The sequence below is a fragment of the Pseudomonas sp. p106 genome, assembly GCF_003936645.1.
Classification (GTDB): Bacteria; Pseudomonadota; Gammaproteobacteria; order Pseudomonadales; family Pseudomonadaceae; genus Aquipseudomonas; species Aquipseudomonas putida_E.
This window is the reverse complement of record NZ_RHQR01000022.1, coordinates 15,895-33,938: the sequence shown is the minus strand read 5'-3', so window position 1 is coordinate 33,938 and position 18,044 is coordinate 15,895. Positions and strand designations below refer to the sequence as shown.

Here is an 18,044-nt window from a genome sequence, read left to right as displayed (position 1 = left end):
TACAGTTTTTTGTATAAGTTAGCCGAAACCAGGAAAATCGCAATACAGCCGTACACCTGGCTGTCGCACGCCGCTGTCACTGACCTTTGTGCTCAGGTGATCACTTCACCTTCACCACGACCTTACCTTTGGCTCTACCTTCGGCCACGTATGCCAGGGCATCAGCTGTCGAGCCCAATGCGAAGGCGCGATCCACCACGGGCTTGATGACCCCGGCTTCAACCAGCCTGGCCAGCTCAGCCAGTTGCGCACCACTCGCCCTCATGAACAGAAACTTGTAGTTGACGCCCTTGTGCTCCGATTTTTTCCTGATCCCTCGGCTGATCAAGCGAACGACCTGCCTGAACAGCCAGGAAAGGCGAAGCAGTTCTGCGAACTCGGGGGTGGGTGGGCCTGAGATGGAAATCAACAAACCACCCGGCTTTAATACATGGAGAGATTTTTCGAGAACGTCACCGCCCAGTCCGCTGAGCACGACATCGTAATCACTCAGCTGCGACTCGAAGCGCTGCGTTTTGTAATCGATCACCACGTCCGCACCCAGCGCCTTGACCCACGACACGTTGCCGGTACTCGTGGTTGTGGCGACGAATGCTCCCAGGTGCTTGGCGACCTGAATGGCGATGCTACCGACGCCACCGGAGCCGGCCTGGATCAGAACCTTCTGGCCCGGTTGAACCTTGGCCATTTCCGCCAACGCCTGCCAGGCTGTGAGAGCCACCAATGGCAGCGAGGCCGCTTCTTCCATGTTCAGGTTGGCAGGCTTGAGTGAAACAGCAGATTCGCTGACCGCCACGAACTCGGCGAAGCCACCCATACGCGCCTGGTCTACCCGTGCGTAGACTTCGTCCCCTACCCGGAAACGACTGACTTTCCCTCCGACACGTTTCACAGTGCCAGCAACATCGTTACCCAGGATCAGAGGCATCTTGAACGGCAGGACCAGCTTGAACTCGCCCTTCCTGATTTTGATATCGAGGACGTTCACGCTTGCGGCATGAACCTCAACCAGAACGTCGAAATCATCCACCCGGGGCTCTGGAACTTCAGTGATATCACCGACGACGTCTTTGCCGTAGCGATCGATCAGAAACGCTTTCATGTTCTTAAAATTCCAAAAATATAGACGTGTCCGATGGGCTGGGTCATCGGGCAAGGCGCTGCCTTACTCTTCCAGGAACTGAAGGGCGTGTTTCAGGAAGCGCTCAGGGAACTGGAAGTGCGCGGCGTGACCGGAGTCGGGGTAGATCAGCAACTGGGCATCTGGAATGTTCTGTACCAGGTGCCACGAATTGATCGAAGGGATCATGACGTCGTCGACGCCATTGACCACCAAGGTAGGCTGCTTGATTTCGCTAAGGTAAGCGAAGCGGTTCTCACCCTGTGCCGACTGGACATAGGCTGCAAATGCAGCGCCCTGAGCCATTGCGACCTCAACCGAGCTTGGGGTGTCCTGATCGGCACGCTGGTTGCGCCGTTCCCAGAACGCCAGGCCCGCTTTCCTGGCAGCTTCCGAGCGACCGAAGAAGAGGAACAGGAAGTTCTCGATGGTGGGGACGGGGTTCGAAGCGGCCTCTCTCACACCCTCTGCCATGCTCGGATCACCACCGCGCAGACCGGTGCCGAGCAGCACAAGCTTGCGCACCAACCCAGGGTGACGCAGTGCCACTTCCTGAACCTGCAAGCCACCGATGGAGAAACCGAGCAGGTCGACCTGCGTCAGCCCCAAGGCCTTGATGGCTGCTGCAATGTCATCCGCCATTTGCTCAATGGTGGTGGCCGGAGTGCCCGACGATGAAGCCACACCTCTACCGTTCAGCAGGATCACTTCGCGCCCCGCCGCCAGACCATCAGTGATGATCGGATCCCAGTGGTCGAGCCCGCCACGGAAATGGGCAATGAAGACCAGCGGCACACCAGAAGGGTTGCCCCAGCGGCGGTAGGTGAACGTGTCGCCGCCTACTTCAACTGTGCGGGTCGGAACGGTGAGATGGGTATGGCTCATGACGGTTTGCTCTTTCAGTGGAAGATACGACCTAATGATGATGATCGTAATCGAAACCGTCAACGCCTTTGATGATGAACGTCATCAATGTATGCTATTGGTTGGCTTGATAGCAGAGAGAGCAACGAAATGAAGGTCACAAAGGCCCAGGCACAAGCTAACCGAGCGCATATCGTGGAAACGTCTTCCAGGCTGTTTCGCGAGCGCGGCTATGACGGCGTCGGTGTTGCAGACCTCATGGCTGCCGCCGGCTTCACCCATGGCGGGTTTTACAAGCACTTCAAGTCCAAGGCAGATTTGATGGGCGAAGCAGCCACTTGCGGGATCAACAAGACGGTCGAGCAGATGCAGGGCATCCAGCTGGCCGACTTCGTCAATTTCTACCTGTCCCGCGAGCACCGCGATGAGAAAGGCAAAGGTTGCACGCTAGCGGCGCTGGGCGCAGACGCTGCACGCCAGCCCAATGAGATCAAAGCTGCTTACGGCGCTGGGATCGAAGAATTGCTGGAGGTTTTACAAGGCAAAAATGAAGAGCCTGGCGCAAGCCGTGCTGAAATCATCGATACCTTCGCACATGCCCTCGGCGCCTTGGTTCTGTCTCGCGCCTGCCCGGACGACTCTCCACTGGCTGATGAGGTGCTCAGCGTTTGTCGTGAGAAGATCCTGGGCAAGCTGGGGTCCTGAGGGCGGTCGAGTTCGCGTGGACGTTCGACCGGGATTACCGACCTCGTACAACCCATACTCGATGGATATCACCTACGCAGAGCCGTAGCGCTTGGTGATCGTGCGTGCGGCCTGTCAAACCCCGCACTTTGATTTTGTAGCCCGTGCCCCTATGCTCCCCGCTCGATGTGGCTGCCCGGACGCAGCTGCCGTAATCACCCAAGGACTAGCATGACCAAGCTCACCAAACTTCGAATTTTTCTGACACTGGGCGCGCTCATTGGCATCGCGCCGGTTACCTACTCCTTCATCGGGGCCACGCTGTTTTTGGCAGTAATGCTCTTCAAGGTGCCGGAGTTTGTGGTACCCGTCTTCTTGATTTCCACGTTCGGCCTCTGGGGGTGCTGGAAGGCCTATGCGGCAGCCATGGCTCGCGAGCCGAAACTACCCAAGGACAGGCGAGTTATCGCTGCAGTCATCATTGCGCTGGTCTGGGGGCTGATCTTGGCAGGGGGCTTGGGCTGGGTCAGCGAATTGAGTGAACTGGAGTGGTATTCAGTTTTTGTGTTGTTCTACCCAATGCCTGGATTGACCGCAGTGGTCATGCTGCTCGTGACTCACCGAAGGGCGCGCCAGGCTTCAGAAGAGGGTGTTGTGGCAACAGCTGAATGAGGCCTCTTCAGTTTTCTCGGGGCACGGGTGGAAAAGAGAAATGAGCATTGACTGGCATGCTGCCCACTCTGCCCAGCCCTGAATTTTGACTGCCAACGCTTTACATGCTGTTACATCGAACGGCTGAAAAAATCAGATTTAACCCCTTTCCTGTAGGGCATTTCCCAAAGATACTGCCGCCGCCCATTTTTCGTTGCACATGGCCAACGTGGATTCTAGTCTCGGCCGGTCGCTGCCAATTCAGCGATCGGTTTTGACGGACCGTCGACGCTGTCCACATGTGCACACTGTTATGGTGGCTGTACGTGCGGGCACCCTCTGGTGCGCCGAGTGCCAACGTCTCGGTCCGTCAACCCGCGTACAGCTGCCACCCCAATTGCTTGACGGCATTGCCGTGGTAGCTCCACCGTTCGACGTTGGAGTTTCATCATGCTCAAGATCGTCCCCGATCCGCCTCACAATCCCCACTCCCTCGAAGACACGCTGATGATGGCTGCCGACTACGCGCTCTGCGCCGAGGTCGTTGCCTAACAGGCGATGTTGATGCAGCCCAAAGCACCCGTGTCCTTGATGATCATGACCTCGATGCACGAGCTTGATGCCCTGCGCAAATTGCTCGAGTCAGCACTGGCCCAAATACAAAAGCCAGCCGACCCGCAGACGCTGCATTAATCCTCATCATGATCTGCCTGGCCTGGCTCTTTCACGGGCTAGCTCTTTCGCACAGCACCGCCCCTGAGGTTGTAGACGACCCTTAGGCGTCCGGTGAAACCTGTGGGAGTCCGGCTTGCCGGCGATAGGGCCAGCCCAGGCAGCTACACCTTCAGGGAGATCAAACGATGGCTACCGAAGAAACCGCATTCACCGTCGGCAAAACCACCTTCTACCAAGGTGAAAACCAGACCCACCCCCTGTTCCGCATCGAGCCCGGCATCCCTTGCCAAAGCGCCCGCGAACAGGCCTCGGAACTGATGGGCTATGCCCGCGACCTGACCATCGACGGCCTGATGGAAGACAAGCCCCAGCTGCTGTGGGCCTCGCACTACCTCTGCGCCCTGGCCAAGGCCCTGCTCGATGATGCCGAACTGGGCATGATGAAAAACCCGTGAACACACCGCTACCTGCAGGCCCACGCCGCCACCCCCTAGAGACCGTCTTGACCCTCACCCGCAAGGGGGATTTGGGGGGCAACCGGTTTGCCCGACTTCACCACGCCGTAAACCAGATGCAGCAGCTTGCGCATTGCCGCGCATACGATCTGCTTATACGCCTTATGCCGACCACAGCAGTGCAATATCGAGCAAAAGGCTCTCCTTAACCATACGCTCAAACGCAATTACTTTTTTCTCAATGGATACGGTAAAGATACACACGCAAAATTCAGCGCAACCTCTTGCAGGAAGGTTCCAGGAAGGAAGAGGACATGGATCAGGCATCGCCGCCAGTGCCTTCAACCGTTTTGTACTTTTCCTGGCATAAGACGCGGTTCCTCCCTGGGAGCACTCGACATATCACACGGACTGGTCAAAGTGAGAGAAAACGTGTGGCCAGAACTCATCGGATAACCATACCTCGCGTTCTGTCTGTGCCCTCTGCTTCGTGGCAAGCCAAGAGAACAGATCCCTGACTGCTCAGATGATCCATCCGTTGCCCCCAAAAGTCCTCTCGCCTTTCCGTCGGAATCTACCCCCTTTCAAGAACGGCTGAGGTACAGAATGTGAAACATCTTGACTGGTATTTGCAGATAAACCTGAAGGCGCGGCACTTGCGCCTGCTCGTGGCGATCGACACCTACCGCAATCTGACCCAAGTGGCCGAAGTCACCCATGTGACCGTACCCGCTGTGTCGAAATCATTGGCAGAGCTTGAGCGAGGGCTTGGACTCGCTTTGTTTTCACGCACAACACGAGGTTTTATGCCGACGCCGTATGGTGATTGCCTGATTCGCCACGCGCGCGCAATGCTGGCTATCCTGCACCAGGCCCGCGACGAACTGAAGGCCTTGAGTTCAGGAGCGGAAGGCAAGGTTCGTATTGGCATGTTGCCGGCTTCGGCCTCAGTGCTGGTGCCGTATGCACTGAACCTGCTGAAGCAACAGTCACCTGGTACTAATGTAACTGTAATCGAAGGCACGACAGAGTCACTGCTTCCCGAGCTGTGGCAGGGACGCCTCGACTTGGTAGTGGGCCGCCTGCCGCCCCCGGACACGCTCGGCAGCTTCGAGGAAAAGGAGCTTCTTGAGGAGCCGGTGGTGCTCATGACGGGCCGCCATCATCCGTTGGCCCGGCAGAACACTTTGAATTGGTCGGACCTGTGCGACTACCCCTGGATTTTGCCGCCGCCGGGCTCGATTCTTCGTGACCCACTGGAGCGAGCGCTCGAAGCGAATGATGTGCCGCTGAGTAGCAACTACATCGAGACGCTTTCGATTCACGTCGTCCGTGCGCACCTGCAAGTGTCTGATTTCATAGCGGTTATGGCCGGATCACTAGCCAATGACCCTGTGCAGCCCTTTCATAGGCTGCCGCTGAGCCTGCCTAGACTACTGCGTCCTACCGGCGTGTTGTGGAATAGCAATCGTGGCCTGACCCCCAGTGCGCAGCTCATGGTTTCATGTCTGGAAGAGGCGGCCCAGCATGTGCTGAAGGATTTTACCGGTTCGCTATCCCCTGCCAAATCCAAGCGGACGCGCTAGTCAACCAGCGCATTGAGTTATCGCGCCTTCAACACTTAAAAGTGCATAGCCCCTGATCGTCATAGGCGGGGGGCCGCACCTGCGGGGGCCCTTCGCAATCCCGGATCCACTCCGTATAACAATTGATTGGGCATTGCATATGGCAAGAAACACGAAAGCCCACATTCGGTCTCTGATCATGCAGGAATACCAAATGTAGGCCGATAACTCCTTATTAGAACCGCACTTTGACCCCCGAAATGATAGACACCTGCGAGCCTCCGGCCGCTGGTGGGACCTTCGGTGAGGAATTGGTTGCTGCGAAGTTGAGGTCGCCGCTGTTGCTCATCTGCTCCGCTGACACGTACAGGTCTGTTTGCTTGGACAGCGCATAGACGCCTCGCAATACGATAGCTTGTCCCCTATTGGACGAGTTTTCATAATCCGTTTGCCCCAGCATGCCGTCGATGGAAATTTTCTTGGTCACGGGCACCTTGGCAGCCACCCAGACCAGATTGCTCTGCGGTGTAGTAATACCTTCATTATCGCGCTTGACCCAGCCCACGGCGACTCGCGCATCATGGATCATGAAGTAGCCGCCCAAGAGAAACCGACTGTCTGTGATGTCCGGCGAAGTGAGACCGCCGTAGGTCGCTGAGGTACCGCCGTAGATACGCTCATAGGCACTGGAAAGCCCCCAGCTCTTGCCGTCGTATTTGACCATTGCCGCCCATTCCCGGCACTGGTTTAGATCGTCTGTCTCACCCGCACAATTACTGGCAACGGTGCTCGTGCCTTTAACAGCGTCACGGCCAAAACTGTAGTTCGCTCCGAGGGTGAAGTTACCAACGGGAACGATGTAGCGGACAGCGTTATCAGAGCGGGCGGTGCCTGTATATCCTTCGTCTAGCGTGGTTAGGCCATGCGAACCTGCGCCGAACGGATTGAGCTCCTTCCATGCCAGAAACCGCACGTTGTATTGCCGACCGAGTGTCAACGCGCCGTAAGCGCCTTCGAGGCCGAGGTAGGCCTGCCGTCCGAAAAGGCGCTCCCCCTGGAGCGAAACGCCACTGTCAGGCGTAAAGCCGGCCTCCAAGTTCCATATTGCATTGAGTTTTTCGCCTAGTTTTTCCTTACCACGAACGCCTATGTAGGAGGTGCCCATGCCAGAACTGATACGCGTGGCGTTGCCACTGTTCTTCACGTTGGAGACGTGCTCTAGCCCGAGATCAAGCTGGCCGTAGAAGGTAATGTCGCGGGCAATGGCTTTGAGTTTTTCCTCTTTTGCGGCAAGGGCCTTGCTCTGCTCGGCGCTGGTAACGCTGGCTGCCTTCTCGGCCTTCAGTTCCGCACCCATTTGATCGAGTCGCTTGTTCAGTTCCTCAAGCCTTGCGGTGAGTGCCTCCATCTGCCTGGCCTGGTCTGCGTCCTGCTGAGCCCATGCTGGAGAAATGCTCAAAAGCGCAGAGCAGGCGAAGACAGCAGTTCTGTAATTCGACATCTCGGAAACTCTCTTTTTTGTTATTAGATTGTTGAGTGAGCGCAATGAAAGATTGCGGAGATGCCGGTGTTGAATCAATTGAGAAAGCCTGCCCTGTGCTTGAGCAGATGGTTAAGACACTCGACATTTCAATGCGATAGAGAGCGGGCGAATACACTCATACGATGCTCACGGATGCGTTCGACGCCAATGATGTGATGAGGTAAAGCGAGGGGGATGAGGCACCAGATATCGATACCCCATTATTTTGACCCTGGGCTCGGTCTCCCTTGAGCTGAAGATGATGGCGAGGATGCTGGCCAAGCCCTTAGGCAGCCTCCTCCACCCCCAGCGCAGCGCGGCTTATCATCGGGACGAGGGCCAGCAATAAAACAATCAACACGCCCGAGGACACTTCCACAGTAAGGGTAAGACCTATCCGGTCAGCGGCGAAGCCGATAATCAAAGCGCCAATAGCCGGGCTTCCACGGGCGATGAGGCCGTGCACGCTCAACACGCGTCCGCGCAACCGTTCCGGGGTGGTCAGCTGCACGAATATCTGGGTCGACACAAGACTGCGGGTGACCGTAAAACCGATCACCATGGCCGCGACCACAGCAATGGCCGAACTCTGCGATTGCGCCAGCACAATAGCGGCTACCGCACCGATCCCCCACCACGGCAGTATTCCGTAAAGCAGATGCGGTGCCCTGCCAGGCCCCATGGCCAACCCCGACGCCACGGCACCGAAGGCGCCCGCGCCGGTTAGAACAGCAAGGCCTGTGGCGTCGCCGGAAAAGGTCCCGGCGGCGATGGCCGGAATCAGCTCCATCATTGCCCGCACCATGGAGCCTCCACACAACATCACGAGCAAGATCAGCCATAGCGCCTGGTCGCGCAAAATGTGGGTAAACCCTTCAATCATCTCACTGAAAAAGCTGTGGGCACGAGGAGGAATCCGTTGGGGTGCGAGTCGCAGCCGGGTAAGGATGATGACTAGGATCAAGGTGAACAGCGCATTGATAATGAACACCCATGAAATATCCATTTTAAGGATCATTATTCCCGCGACCGCAGGCCCAACGAGACGCGCTAGGTTAACGCTCACCGAACTAAGGGCCACGGCCGTGCCCGTTTGCTCACGCGGGACCATCTGTTGGACCATGGCCAGGCGAGCTGGCTGAATAGCCGCTGCAAGTGTGCCTTGCGCGGTGATCAACAGCACCAAGCCGATCAGGCCCAGTTCGTCCATGGCTATCAGGACTGCCGTGAGTACTGCCAGCACGGCTGAGGCAATCTGCGCATACATGTTCAGCCTCAGCCTGTTCCATCGGTCGGCAACTACCCCGGCAAATGGGCCGATGACCATGCCAGGCAGCAAATCTCCGGCCGCAAGAATGCCGAGCCAGAAAGCGGAATGGGTCCACTGCCAGACGAGCCACCCACAGGCGAGCCGCTGCATCCAGGTGCCGACCAGGGACAGGTTGTTACCCAAGAAGAACAGGCCGAACTGACTGCCAATGAGCACACGAAGTGGCGCCGGAAGGCGCTTGGTATCGAGCATGGTTTTTTTTGCCGATGTCACTGCAGATCCTTCGGCAACACACTTTCAGGGAGGTTCTGGTAGCACACGGGACGTAACCAGCGGCGAATGGAAAGCGTGCCGACCGAGGTGGCGCCGAAGTTGGTGGACGCCGGATAAGGGCCACCGTGGACCATGGCATCACAGACTTCAACGCCCGTCGGGAACCCATTGACTAGTACTCGACCGGCCTTACGCTCAAGGATTGGCAGCAGGCTACGGGCGATCTCGGTATCCGCCTCATCCATGTGAAGGGTCGCGGTCAATTGCCCAAGGAGGGTGTTGGCAACCTCGCGCATCTCTGCCAGGTTTTCCACCGTAACGATCAGTCCGAGCGGACCAAAAACCTCTTCAGCGAGCGCGTGATTGCCGAGCCATTCCTGAGCAGTCACGCAGAACAGATTGGGCGTGGCGTTACGCTGATCGCAGGACGACGTCAGCAGCGAGCGCACACTCGATTGCGCTGCAACGCGGTCGCGTCCGCCGCGGTAGGCTGCAGCAATACCGTCGGTCAGCATTACCTGCGGTTGAGTCTGGCTCAGCGCAGAACGGGCGGCTTCGGCAAAATCGATACCGTGGGCACCCCGTATCACCACTGCGATACCAGGATTGGTGCAGAATTGCCCCGCGCCCATAGTCAGCGAAGCGGCCCAGCCCGCACCGATCTCCTCGCCACGCGCGGCAAGAGCAGCAGGAAGCAGGAACATCGGATTGACCGAACCCAGTTCGCCAAAGAACGGGATCGGATCGGGACGTGCCATGCACAGGTCGAACAGCGCGCGGCCACCGCCAAGTGACCCGGTGAACCCCACGGCACGAATCAGCGGGTGCTGGACGAGTGCCTCGCCCACATCACGTCGTCCGCCCTGCACGAGTGAGAAGACACCCGGATGCACGCCACAACGAGCGGCGGCCGCAACGACGGCTTGCGCGACGATTTCGCTTGTGCCGGGATGCGCCGAATGCCCCTTGATCACCACCGGACAACCCGCTGCAAGCGCCGAGGCGGTATCGCCCCCTGCTACAGAGAATGCTAGCGGGAAGTTCGAGGCGCCGAAGACCGCGACAGGGCCAATCGGCCGCTGCATCAACCGCAGCTTTGGAGTCGACGCGGATTGTGGGTGAGTCAAGTCGGTGTCGTTGCGCCGATCCAGATAGTCACCCTTACGGATATGTGCAGCAAACAGTCGCAGTTGCATTACAGTGCGGCCGCGCTCGTTGATGAGCCGGGCGACAGGCAGGCCGGTTTCTTGGGCGCCGATCTCGGTGATCGTGTCAGCGCGCGCCTCGACCTCATCCGCGATGGCTTCCAGAAAGACTGCGCGGTCCTCACGTGAGCTGTAGCCAAACGACCAGAAAGCCTCCTCGGCTGCACGACAGGCCTCATCGACCAGTGCAGGCGTGCCCACCGAGAAGGAATGCGCGGGACCATGGGCCGGCGCGGAACTGAACTGCGCCTGTGTTGCAATCTGCTTACCCGCGATGAAGTGCTGCCCGTGGGGGACGAAAGAAGATACGACGCTCATGGGGGCATCCTTTATTCAAGTAGGTATTAGGGGACTAGTGCGCGAAATGCCGTTGAACAGATGTCAGCCTTTTGGTTCAAGCGCATGCAGGCTCATGGCCAACGATACCGAGGTGAAATACCCGATGGTGATCAGCAACTCTGCAATCACAGCTCGGCCCAAATCGGCTTCATAACGATAGAACCGCGCGTCGTCGATCACGCCACCCGCGAGCATGTCGCTGACCGCATCACAGATCAGGGCAAGGCGCTCATCACTCGATTCGGGTCGCTGCTTTTCGAGGATGGCACCGACAACTGCTTCTGGAACGCCGGCCTTGAGCGCGTGCTTGCGATGGTTGGCGATGACGTACGGCGCGCTCCAGAAGACCGCTGTGGATAGGATAGCCACTTCGCTCTCGACCTCGCTCAGCACAGGCGAGCAGTCAACATGTGTGCCGATGATCTCCATTCCCTCGGCCAGGTGCGGGTTGTGCAGCCAGATGTTGAACGGCGTAGGAATCCGTCCGCGTCCTTCGCCCAGCCTGGCGATGACTTGCTGTTGTTTATCACTGGCACTCGTCGAATCTACAGGTTCCAATCGATTCATCTTTCTCACTCCTTCCGCAAATGGATGCCAAGGCAGGACTGCACGTCAGTGCTCCATTGACAGCCTGTTGCACACGTCCTTGTGCGCGGCTTTGTCCTGCAGGCTCTTAATCAGTCTGGTAGTTACCCATCAAAAACCGAGGAGACTGGTCGGCCAGGCGATGTGCAACAGCCGGTCAAACACTGCATACAGGAATGCCGTCACGCAGACCGCCAGGATCAGGCTTAGACGCCAGCTCTCGCGGCCTTCGAAGCGCATGAAACCTATGACCACCAGCGGTACCGTCGGCAACATACCGATCAGTGCTGTGGAAGCGAGAAAGGCGATAAACCAGCCGAAGAACCTCATTGCTCGTGTGATCACTACCTTGTTGGACAGATCGCCGTGGTCACTCGCAGCGTCCATATGCACACCGCTGATAACCCTGGTCGGGTGAGTCGAGGTGACGAACACCTTGTATGCAAGGCTGATCACGCAAGCGATGATGAGCGCAGTCGAGACTACGGTCGGCCCGATCGAAGCCAGGAAGTTCCACTTCTGCGCAGTCACCAACATGAACAGCCCTACGCCGATGAAGGCCACATGCGTGAGGTCTTCGAGCTTGAAGGCGATCTTCGCGCCTTCCGGCCGGTGCAGCATCTGCGAGAACGCGCCTTTTTTCATCAACTTGAACAGCGGGCTCAACAGGATGAGCGTGGAGAGAGTGAGCAGGACCATCACACCCGGCCGCATCAACCAGGCCGAGTCATAGCGCATGAACGAAATCGACATGTAGCGTTCGATGAGCAGGCCAAGTACCAAGCCGAGGATCAGTGGCGGGCGCGGCCATTTTTGACGCTTCATGATCCAGCCGATCAGCCCGGCAATCAGCAGTACGAACAAATCGCCCCAGCTACGCGAACCTTGGAAAGCACCGACCAGCACCACCGGAATGATGACCGGCAGGATAAGCGAATAACGAAGCGACGCGACTTTGGCAAACTGGCCGCTGAACAGGAAGCAAAGTCCCGCACCAAAAATGTTGGCAAGCGCGATCGACCAGACCATGGAATAAGTCAGGTCCAAATGCTTGGTTAACATCTCGGGTCCTGGATTAAACCCGTGGATCATCAACGCACCAAGTAAAATCGCCTGTGCTGCGCCACCGGGCAAGCCGAAAGCAAGCATCGGCACGAGCATCCCGCCTTCCTTTGCGTTATTCGCTGACTCGGGGGCAATCACACCACGCACATCACCCTTACCGAAGGTTTCCTTGGCACCCTTTACGGTCTGCAACGCATGACCATAAGCGATCCAGTCAGTCACCGCTCCCGTGATACCCGGGACTGCGCCGCAGAACGCGCCGATGCCCGCACAACGAATTACCAGGAACCAGTTGCGCAGGGTGTCCTTGATGCCCAGGCCCATCCCTTTGAAGCCCCCAACAGCCGCCTGATTGCTGATCGTTGCACGCTTGATTGCAAGATCACAAAGCTCAGGCAGCGCGAAAACACCAAGCAACACCGGCAAGATCGGCAAGCCCTCCTCCAGATAGAGCAGGTCACCGGTCCAGCGCAATTGGCCGGTCTGGACGTTGGTGCCAATCATGCCGATCAGAATGCCGAAACAAGCGGCGACCACCCCTTTTAGCGGTGCGTTACCTGAAAGCACCGCCACCATCGTGACCCCAAAAATGGTTAGCGCCAGCATTTCCGGCGTCGTTATCGAGAGGACCAGCGGTCGCACCATTGGCAGAGACACGGCGAGGATGAACGCCCCGATCAATCCCCCTAGCAGCGAAGACGTGTAACACGCACTCAGCGCGCGCGACGCCTCGCCGCGCTTAGCCATCGGTAATCCGTCGAGCACGGTCGCTTGCGAGGCCGCGCTCCCTGGCACGCCCAGAAGCACCGCTCCCAAGACATCCGAGGTCGCAGTCACCGAATGCATGCCGAGCAACATACCTATGGCTGCGATCGGGTCCATGGTATAGGTGAACGGCACTAGTAGTGCAAAGCCGGTCAGGCCACCAATGCCTGGAACCAGCCCGATAGCGATACCAACTAACACACCGAGGACGACAAACACTAAGCGGTCGACCGACATGATCAGCGATAGCGCGTGACCAGCTGCCGACAGCGTTGCAGAATCGAAAAGGAAATCCATAATGCACCCTGATAAGTGGGCAAGCTCACTCTGAGAGTCAGCAAGGCTTGAAGATGGCCACATTGCTTGCCAGGCGTTTCATCCCGGCGAGCGTCGTACGGCATCACCCAAGTTTGGAAAGCACTGGCGCTTCCTGATCGGCAAGGCCCGGATAAAGGACCTTCGCCGTTCGTCCCCAAATCCAGGCACGCTCCTCTTCGCTCAACGCTGCGAAACAGGCTTGCCCCTGTTCGATCAAATTTTTCAACGGTCCTTCCGAGGCCGGATAGTTCGATCCAAAGGCTAGATGATCGGCACCGAATACCTTGACCAGATGCGGGAAAAACGCCTCACTTCCGCCCGGTGCTGCCTGCGCCAATTCGAAGGTCTTCGGTGTAATCTTGAGATAGACGTTCGGGTATTTCGCCAGGTCGAACAAGCCGGCGCAGGCGGCATAGGGCGCGCCACCCTCCAGGTCCGGACGCCCGCAGTGATCAAGGGCGATCCTCACGCTCGGAAACCGCTCGGCCAGCTCGGCCACCATATTCAAACCGGACGGGGTGGTCTGGATCACAATGGTCATGCCGATCTCGGCGCAGCGCTGCCAGATCGGGAAGGTCTGCGGGTTGACCAGCCAACTCCCGTCGGTCTGATGTGTCGCGCCGCCAGTAAATAGGCGAATGCCGCCCATACCGTGAGCCAGCCAGTAGTCGAACGTCTGCAGTGCATCGGGCGCCAGCAGATCAAAGGAATAAACACCGGTGAAGCGCTTCGGTTGTTTTTCCACGGAGTCAGCCACGTAAGCGTTGTTGTGGCCGTAGGTGGTCGAAGAATGGACGATCGCCGCCTTGGCAACCCCAGCTTCATCCATTTGCTGGACCAACTGTTCGAACGTGGCCGGACGCGAGGACGACCACTTGGAACGATGCCCGCTTTGCGGAGCAATCGGATACAAGGCAGTGTCTGTTGAAATGATGTGCGGGTGAATGTCGATGATTTCCGGCGTCATTTGACTGAACCTCTTGACGATTTGCTGCCATTGCTCCTCGAAAGGATCATGACCTTTTGTTTTTGACATCAGAGCTGACTTGATGGCGCACACGAGGGCCGTTGGGCGACACCGGCGCGCCTTTTCAGACTGTATGTAATTCAGGGTTAGCGATTACGAAGCTTGCGTGCTTTCTTGATAACCGAGTCGGGTGTTGCGAAGAGCTTGCTGATGATTTGCTCCACCGCAGCCCCGTCAATGGCATTGACCGGAAAGCCGGCACTTTGCACTGACTTGATGAACTCAGGGTCCGCGACTGTCTCGGAAAAAGCCGTTCGCAACGCGGCGAGCCGATCTTCAGGAACACCTTTTGGTACGGCGAGGGGCCGCCCTGCCTCAAACGGAGAAACGAAGAAATCAAACAACGCCTTGGTGTCGGGATCCGTTATGTAGGCACTCAGGCTCGGCGCATCCGGGTAATTCGGATCTGTCTCCCAGCCCATATGCAACAGTACCTTCATCCGGCCATCGGCAATCATTCGCGCTGGCTCGCCTGTTTGCAGCCCATCGATCGTCGAGGCCCAGCCATCGACTTCGCCGCGCTGCATTGCCAGGTAGACTTCGCTGCGACCGGTATAGCCGGAAACGATCCTCATCTTGGTACCAGCGTATTCGTTGAGCATTGCTGGCAGGATCCGGTTCTCACCAGAGAAGCCGGTTGCACCAATGATCAGTTCCTTCTTGAAGAGGTCATCTGCCGTTATCACCCCGGAGTGGGTCATCGCGACCAGGGTGTAGTTGACCTTGTCGAGACTGCCGAGCCAGGTGACTTGCCGAGGATCAAAGCTACTCTTCGACTCCAGCAGCGGTGCGTAGAGATTATTGCGCTGCAGGAAGCCGACAACAGAACCGTCCTTGGGTTGTGTGGCCTGCAGCGAAGCTGCCGCCACCATCCCTCCCGCCCCTACGACGTTTTGTACGACCGGTATAGGCTTGCCGGGAATATGTTGTGCAAAGAAACGCGCGAACTGGCGCGCAAACGTGTCCGTCGGCGTGCCTGCATCGGCACTGACGACCAGTGTGAGCGCTTTGCCACTATAGAATTCTTCTACTGACTGGCCAAAAGCCGGTCCGGCAATGAACGTGGCAGCTGTGAGCGCAAAACCGAACAATGCGGCTCGGCGGGGAGTACCCATGGCCTTTGCCTCCTACTAGTAATTGTAATTGGATAGGAATACGCCATCACCCTTCGTGAGGTCGGTTCAGCTGTTCGGTTTTTCAAACCGTGATGCCCAGGCCTATCGGGCAGTCTTCTTCGCAGAACAGGCGTGTCGAGATGTTGTCGGCGCGCCACTAAAGTGTCTATTGAGAAAAGCTACCCGCGGTTTAAGCAAATGGTTAACCGCAGGCATAGTTGCAATGACGACACCCGGCAGTTGACTACCACGTTAAAGCGCGAGATGTGCCGGGATAACCGTCGGCCCGGTGTTATGGATAATCTGCGAGGAGTTTCACAAGGTACCTCCGCACGCGGCGAAGCCTGAGCCGGGCGCTGTCATCCATGTTGACAGAGCCTTACTGCGCGCTCGATTGATCGCCCAGGCTTGCCAACCGAAACCGGGCCGTCTCTTCCAGGCACAACACCATGAGCTGTGCACTGGGTGTCAGGCCACGGTTGCGATTCCACAGTACGCCGACCGGTCGAACCACTCGAGGCAGGCTCAACGGCAACACATGAAGGGGTTGAATGGGATCAGTAGCGATCGAACCTGCCATTACCGCGATGGAATCCGAGACTTGCAGATGCGCGCGTACGACGTGAATCGAAAGCGTCTCGATGTAGTTGTTGCTCAAGGGTACGCCATTCGCTTCCAACACCCGCTCCAGTGGATCACGTAGCAGCGAGCCGGGCGGCGGCAACACCCAGGGATAAGGACTCAGATCCGACCACTCCACTTTCTTTTTGCGGGCCAATGGGTGATGCAGACCCGTCATCAGCACCACCGGCTCCTCTAGCAACTCTTCTTCTTCGAAGCTGCCGAGCGTATCAGGGGGAGGTAAGCGGCCCACCACCAAATCGAGGCGGCCTTGCCAGAGCTCGGGCAGCAGAAACTCTGTAGTGCTTTCGATCACCGTCACATTAGTACTGGGCGATCGCTGCTTGAGAAGGTTCAACGCCTGGGGCAAAAGCACCGAGGCGGAGGCCGGCAGCATGCCGATTCGAATCTTGCCCTCCGCCCCCGAACTCAAGGCCTTGAGCTCGTCGCGGGCGTCATGCAGGACCGTCAACATGGAACGTGCATGCCGAATCAGACAGTCGCCATAGGGTGTAGGCATCAAGCCCTGGGTCGTACGCGAAAACAATGCGAGCCCCAGCCCCCGCTCGAGTTCGGCCAAAGACTTCGACACAGCAGGCACGGTCACATGGGTGACCTCGGCCACCTGGGTCAGATTGCGGTAAGTGTCGATCGCCACGAGCAGCCGCAAATGCCGCGCCTTCAAGTTGACCTGCAGGTACCAGTCAAACTCTGCCATAGAGTGACCCTCAACAGCTTTACCATTTCGTTAAGCCTAACCCATTTTTACTCAATCGACCGGTGGGCAACTCACGAGCAACATACGGATGCGTCCACTGCCCTACCAGGCAGCCCGGTGGATGCTCTGTTGCCCTTCAAGGCCCGCACAGACCTTGGCGCTACTTCCACTCAGAGTCTGGACCACATCTCTGCAAGTAGTCGTTTGACAAAAATCACCACTCAGGAACGATCAATGTCAGTTCATCTCAAGATTGCTATCGCCGACCATCCACACACCGCAGCGATCCGTAGCGGCGCCATCAAAATCGAAGGCGTTGATGCCGAATTCGTAACCGTCAAACCACAGATCGCCGCTTTCCGTCGCATGGTGCGCGATGTCGAATTCGACGTCTGCGAAATCGCCCCGACCACTTACATCATTGCCCGCGCCTATGGTGCTCCTTTTGTCGCCCTTCCGATCTTTGTGGTGCGCCGTTTCCATCACTCCGGCCTGCTGGTTCGCCCAGAAGCCGGCATCAAAGAACCGAAAGACCTGGAAGGCAAGAAGGTCGGCGTGCGCGCCTACTCGGTGACCACTGGCGTGTGGACGCGCCAGGTACTGATGGATGAGTACGGTCTCGATTCAAGCAAGGTTACCTGGGTTGTCGACGACGAAGAGCATGTGACACAGCTCAAGCTGCCATCCAACGTTATCCACGCCACCCGCCCACTGGCCGACATGATGGCCGACGGCGAACTGGTTGCAGGGTTCGGCGCCAACGCGGGTATCGGCCGCACTGGCAACCCTACTGACGGCTGGAAAGAAGTCGAAGCTGATTATCCCGATCTGTTCCCGAATGCGGCAGAAATCGAAGCTGAATACTACGCGCGGACCGGTGTCTACCCAATGCACGGCACCATCGTGGTAAAGGATTCGATTCTTGCCGAGCACCCGTGGGTGGCCAAGTCCATTTATGACGCTTTCGAGAAGGCCAAACAGGATTACCTCGCCCGCCTCGATAGCGGCGATGCCACCAGCGAAACCGACAAAAAGTACCTCGAGCTGCGCAAAGTCGTCGGCCACGACCCGCTGCCTTACGGCATCGAGGCCAATCGCAAGACCATCGAGGCATTGGAGTCGACCGCGTTCAAGCAGGGCCTGACACCGCGTCGTATGTCCATGGACGAGCTGTTCGTTGATCCCCAAGCCTGAGTTTGCCGGAGCC

15 protein-coding genes and 1 pseudogene are annotated in these 18,044 nt (G+C 57.7%); 6 read left to right on the top strand and 10 right to left on the bottom strand.

Annotated features, from left to right (window positions below):
• Positions 1-100: 100 nt before the first annotated feature.
• Positions 101-1,102 (bottom strand): NADP-dependent oxidoreductase, encoded by a 1,002-nt coding sequence (locus tag EGJ09_RS22315; protein ID WP_125924798.1) that lies wholly within the window; start codon positions 1,100-1,102, stop codon positions 101-103.
• Between the two features lie 63 nt (positions 1,103-1,165).
• Positions 1,166-2,005: an alpha/beta fold hydrolase gene (locus EGJ09_RS22310; RefSeq protein ID WP_125924797.1), complete on the bottom strand. Its 840-nt coding sequence runs from the start codon at positions 2,003-2,005 to the stop codon at positions 1,166-1,168.
• Positions 2,006-2,134: 129 nt separating this feature from the next.
• Here EGJ09_RS22310 and EGJ09_RS22305 point away from each other — a divergent pair, with 129 nt between their 5' ends.
• The 5 genes and pseudogenes from EGJ09_RS22305 (at position 2,135) to EGJ09_RS22280 (ending at position 6,035) form a co-directional block, all read left to right on the top strand.
• Positions 2,135-2,689: a TetR/AcrR family transcriptional regulator gene (locus EGJ09_RS22305; RefSeq protein WP_119688711.1), complete on the top strand. Its 555-nt coding sequence runs from the start codon at positions 2,135-2,137 to the stop codon at positions 2,687-2,689.
• Positions 2,690-2,899: 210 nt separating this feature from the next.
• A complete protein-coding gene (locus EGJ09_RS22300; protein WP_125924796.1) occupies positions 2,900-3,340 on the top strand; it encodes a hypothetical protein in 441 nt (146 codons plus the stop codon).
• A 429-nt stretch (positions 3,341-3,769) separates the two neighbouring features.
• Positions 3,770-4,012 (top strand): annotated as a pseudogene (locus EGJ09_RS22295) (hypothetical protein).
• Between the two features lie 167 nt (positions 4,013-4,179).
• Entirely contained in the window at positions 4,180-4,449 is a 270-nt protein-coding gene (locus EGJ09_RS22290; RefSeq protein ID WP_125924795.1) for a DUF3077 domain-containing protein, read from the top strand.
• A 608-nt stretch (positions 4,450-5,057) separates the two neighbouring features.
• Positions 5,058-6,035 (top strand): LysR substrate-binding domain-containing protein, encoded by a 978-nt coding sequence (locus EGJ09_RS22280; protein ID WP_125924793.1) that lies wholly within the window; start codon positions 5,058-5,060, stop codon positions 6,033-6,035.
• A 214-nt stretch (positions 6,036-6,249) separates the two neighbouring features.
• Here the strand turns inward: EGJ09_RS22280 and EGJ09_RS22275 are convergent, their stop codons facing one another.
• The 8 genes from EGJ09_RS22275 to EGJ09_RS22240 all read right to left on the bottom strand — a co-directional run bounded on the left by EGJ09_RS22275 (position 6,250) and on the right by EGJ09_RS22240 (position 16,837).
• A complete protein-coding gene (locus EGJ09_RS22275) occupies positions 6,250-7,515 on the bottom strand; it encodes a porin (RefSeq protein ID WP_218567559.1) in 1,266 nt (421 codons plus the stop codon).
• Between the two features lie 307 nt (positions 7,516-7,822).
• Complete coding sequence (locus EGJ09_RS22270; RefSeq protein ID WP_218567558.1) at positions 7,823-9,079, bottom strand: MFS transporter; 1,257 nt, start codon at positions 9,077-9,079, stop codon at positions 7,823-7,825.
• The gene (locus EGJ09_RS22265; RefSeq protein ID WP_125924792.1) at positions 9,076-10,602 is read right to left on the bottom strand and encodes an aldehyde dehydrogenase (NADP(+)); all 1,527 of its coding nucleotides are present in this window, start codon (positions 10,600-10,602) and stop codon (positions 9,076-9,078) included. Before EGJ09_RS22265 ends, EGJ09_RS22270 begins: the two co-directional genes overlap by 4 nt.
• A 63-nt stretch (positions 10,603-10,665) precedes the next feature.
• A complete protein-coding gene (locus tag EGJ09_RS22260) occupies positions 10,666-11,190 on the bottom strand; it encodes a carboxymuconolactone decarboxylase (protein ID WP_125924791.1) in 525 nt (174 codons plus the stop codon).
• Positions 11,191-11,319: 129 nt separating this feature from the next.
• Positions 11,320-13,335, bottom strand: a complete 2,016-nt coding sequence (locus EGJ09_RS22255) for a tripartite tricarboxylate transporter permease (RefSeq protein ID WP_125924790.1) — start codon at positions 13,333-13,335, stop codon at positions 11,320-11,322.
• Positions 13,336-13,438: 103 nt separating this feature from the next.
• Positions 13,439-14,392, bottom strand: coding sequence for an amidohydrolase (locus EGJ09_RS22250; protein ID WP_196997943.1), 954 nt, complete (start codon positions 14,390-14,392; stop codon positions 13,439-13,441).
• Positions 14,393-14,469: 77 nt separating this feature from the next.
• Positions 14,470-15,498 carry a tripartite tricarboxylate transporter substrate binding protein gene (locus EGJ09_RS22245; RefSeq protein WP_125924789.1) on the bottom strand — a complete coding sequence of 343 codons (1,029 nt, stop codon included), beginning with the start codon at positions 15,496-15,498 and terminating at the stop codon, positions 14,470-14,472.
• 379 nt (positions 15,499-15,877) lie between these two features.
• Positions 15,878-16,837 (bottom strand): LysR substrate-binding domain-containing protein, encoded by a 960-nt coding sequence (locus EGJ09_RS22240; RefSeq protein ID WP_125924788.1) that lies wholly within the window; start codon positions 16,835-16,837, stop codon positions 15,878-15,880.
• Positions 16,838-16,954: 117 nt separating this feature from the next.
• On the opposite strand from EGJ09_RS22240, the gene EGJ09_RS22235 reads away from it, so the two are divergent.
• Entirely contained in the window at positions 16,955-18,031 is a 1,077-nt protein-coding gene (locus tag EGJ09_RS22235; protein WP_218567557.1) for an ABC transporter substrate-binding protein, read from the top strand.
• Positions 18,032-18,044 lie beyond the last annotated feature (13 nt).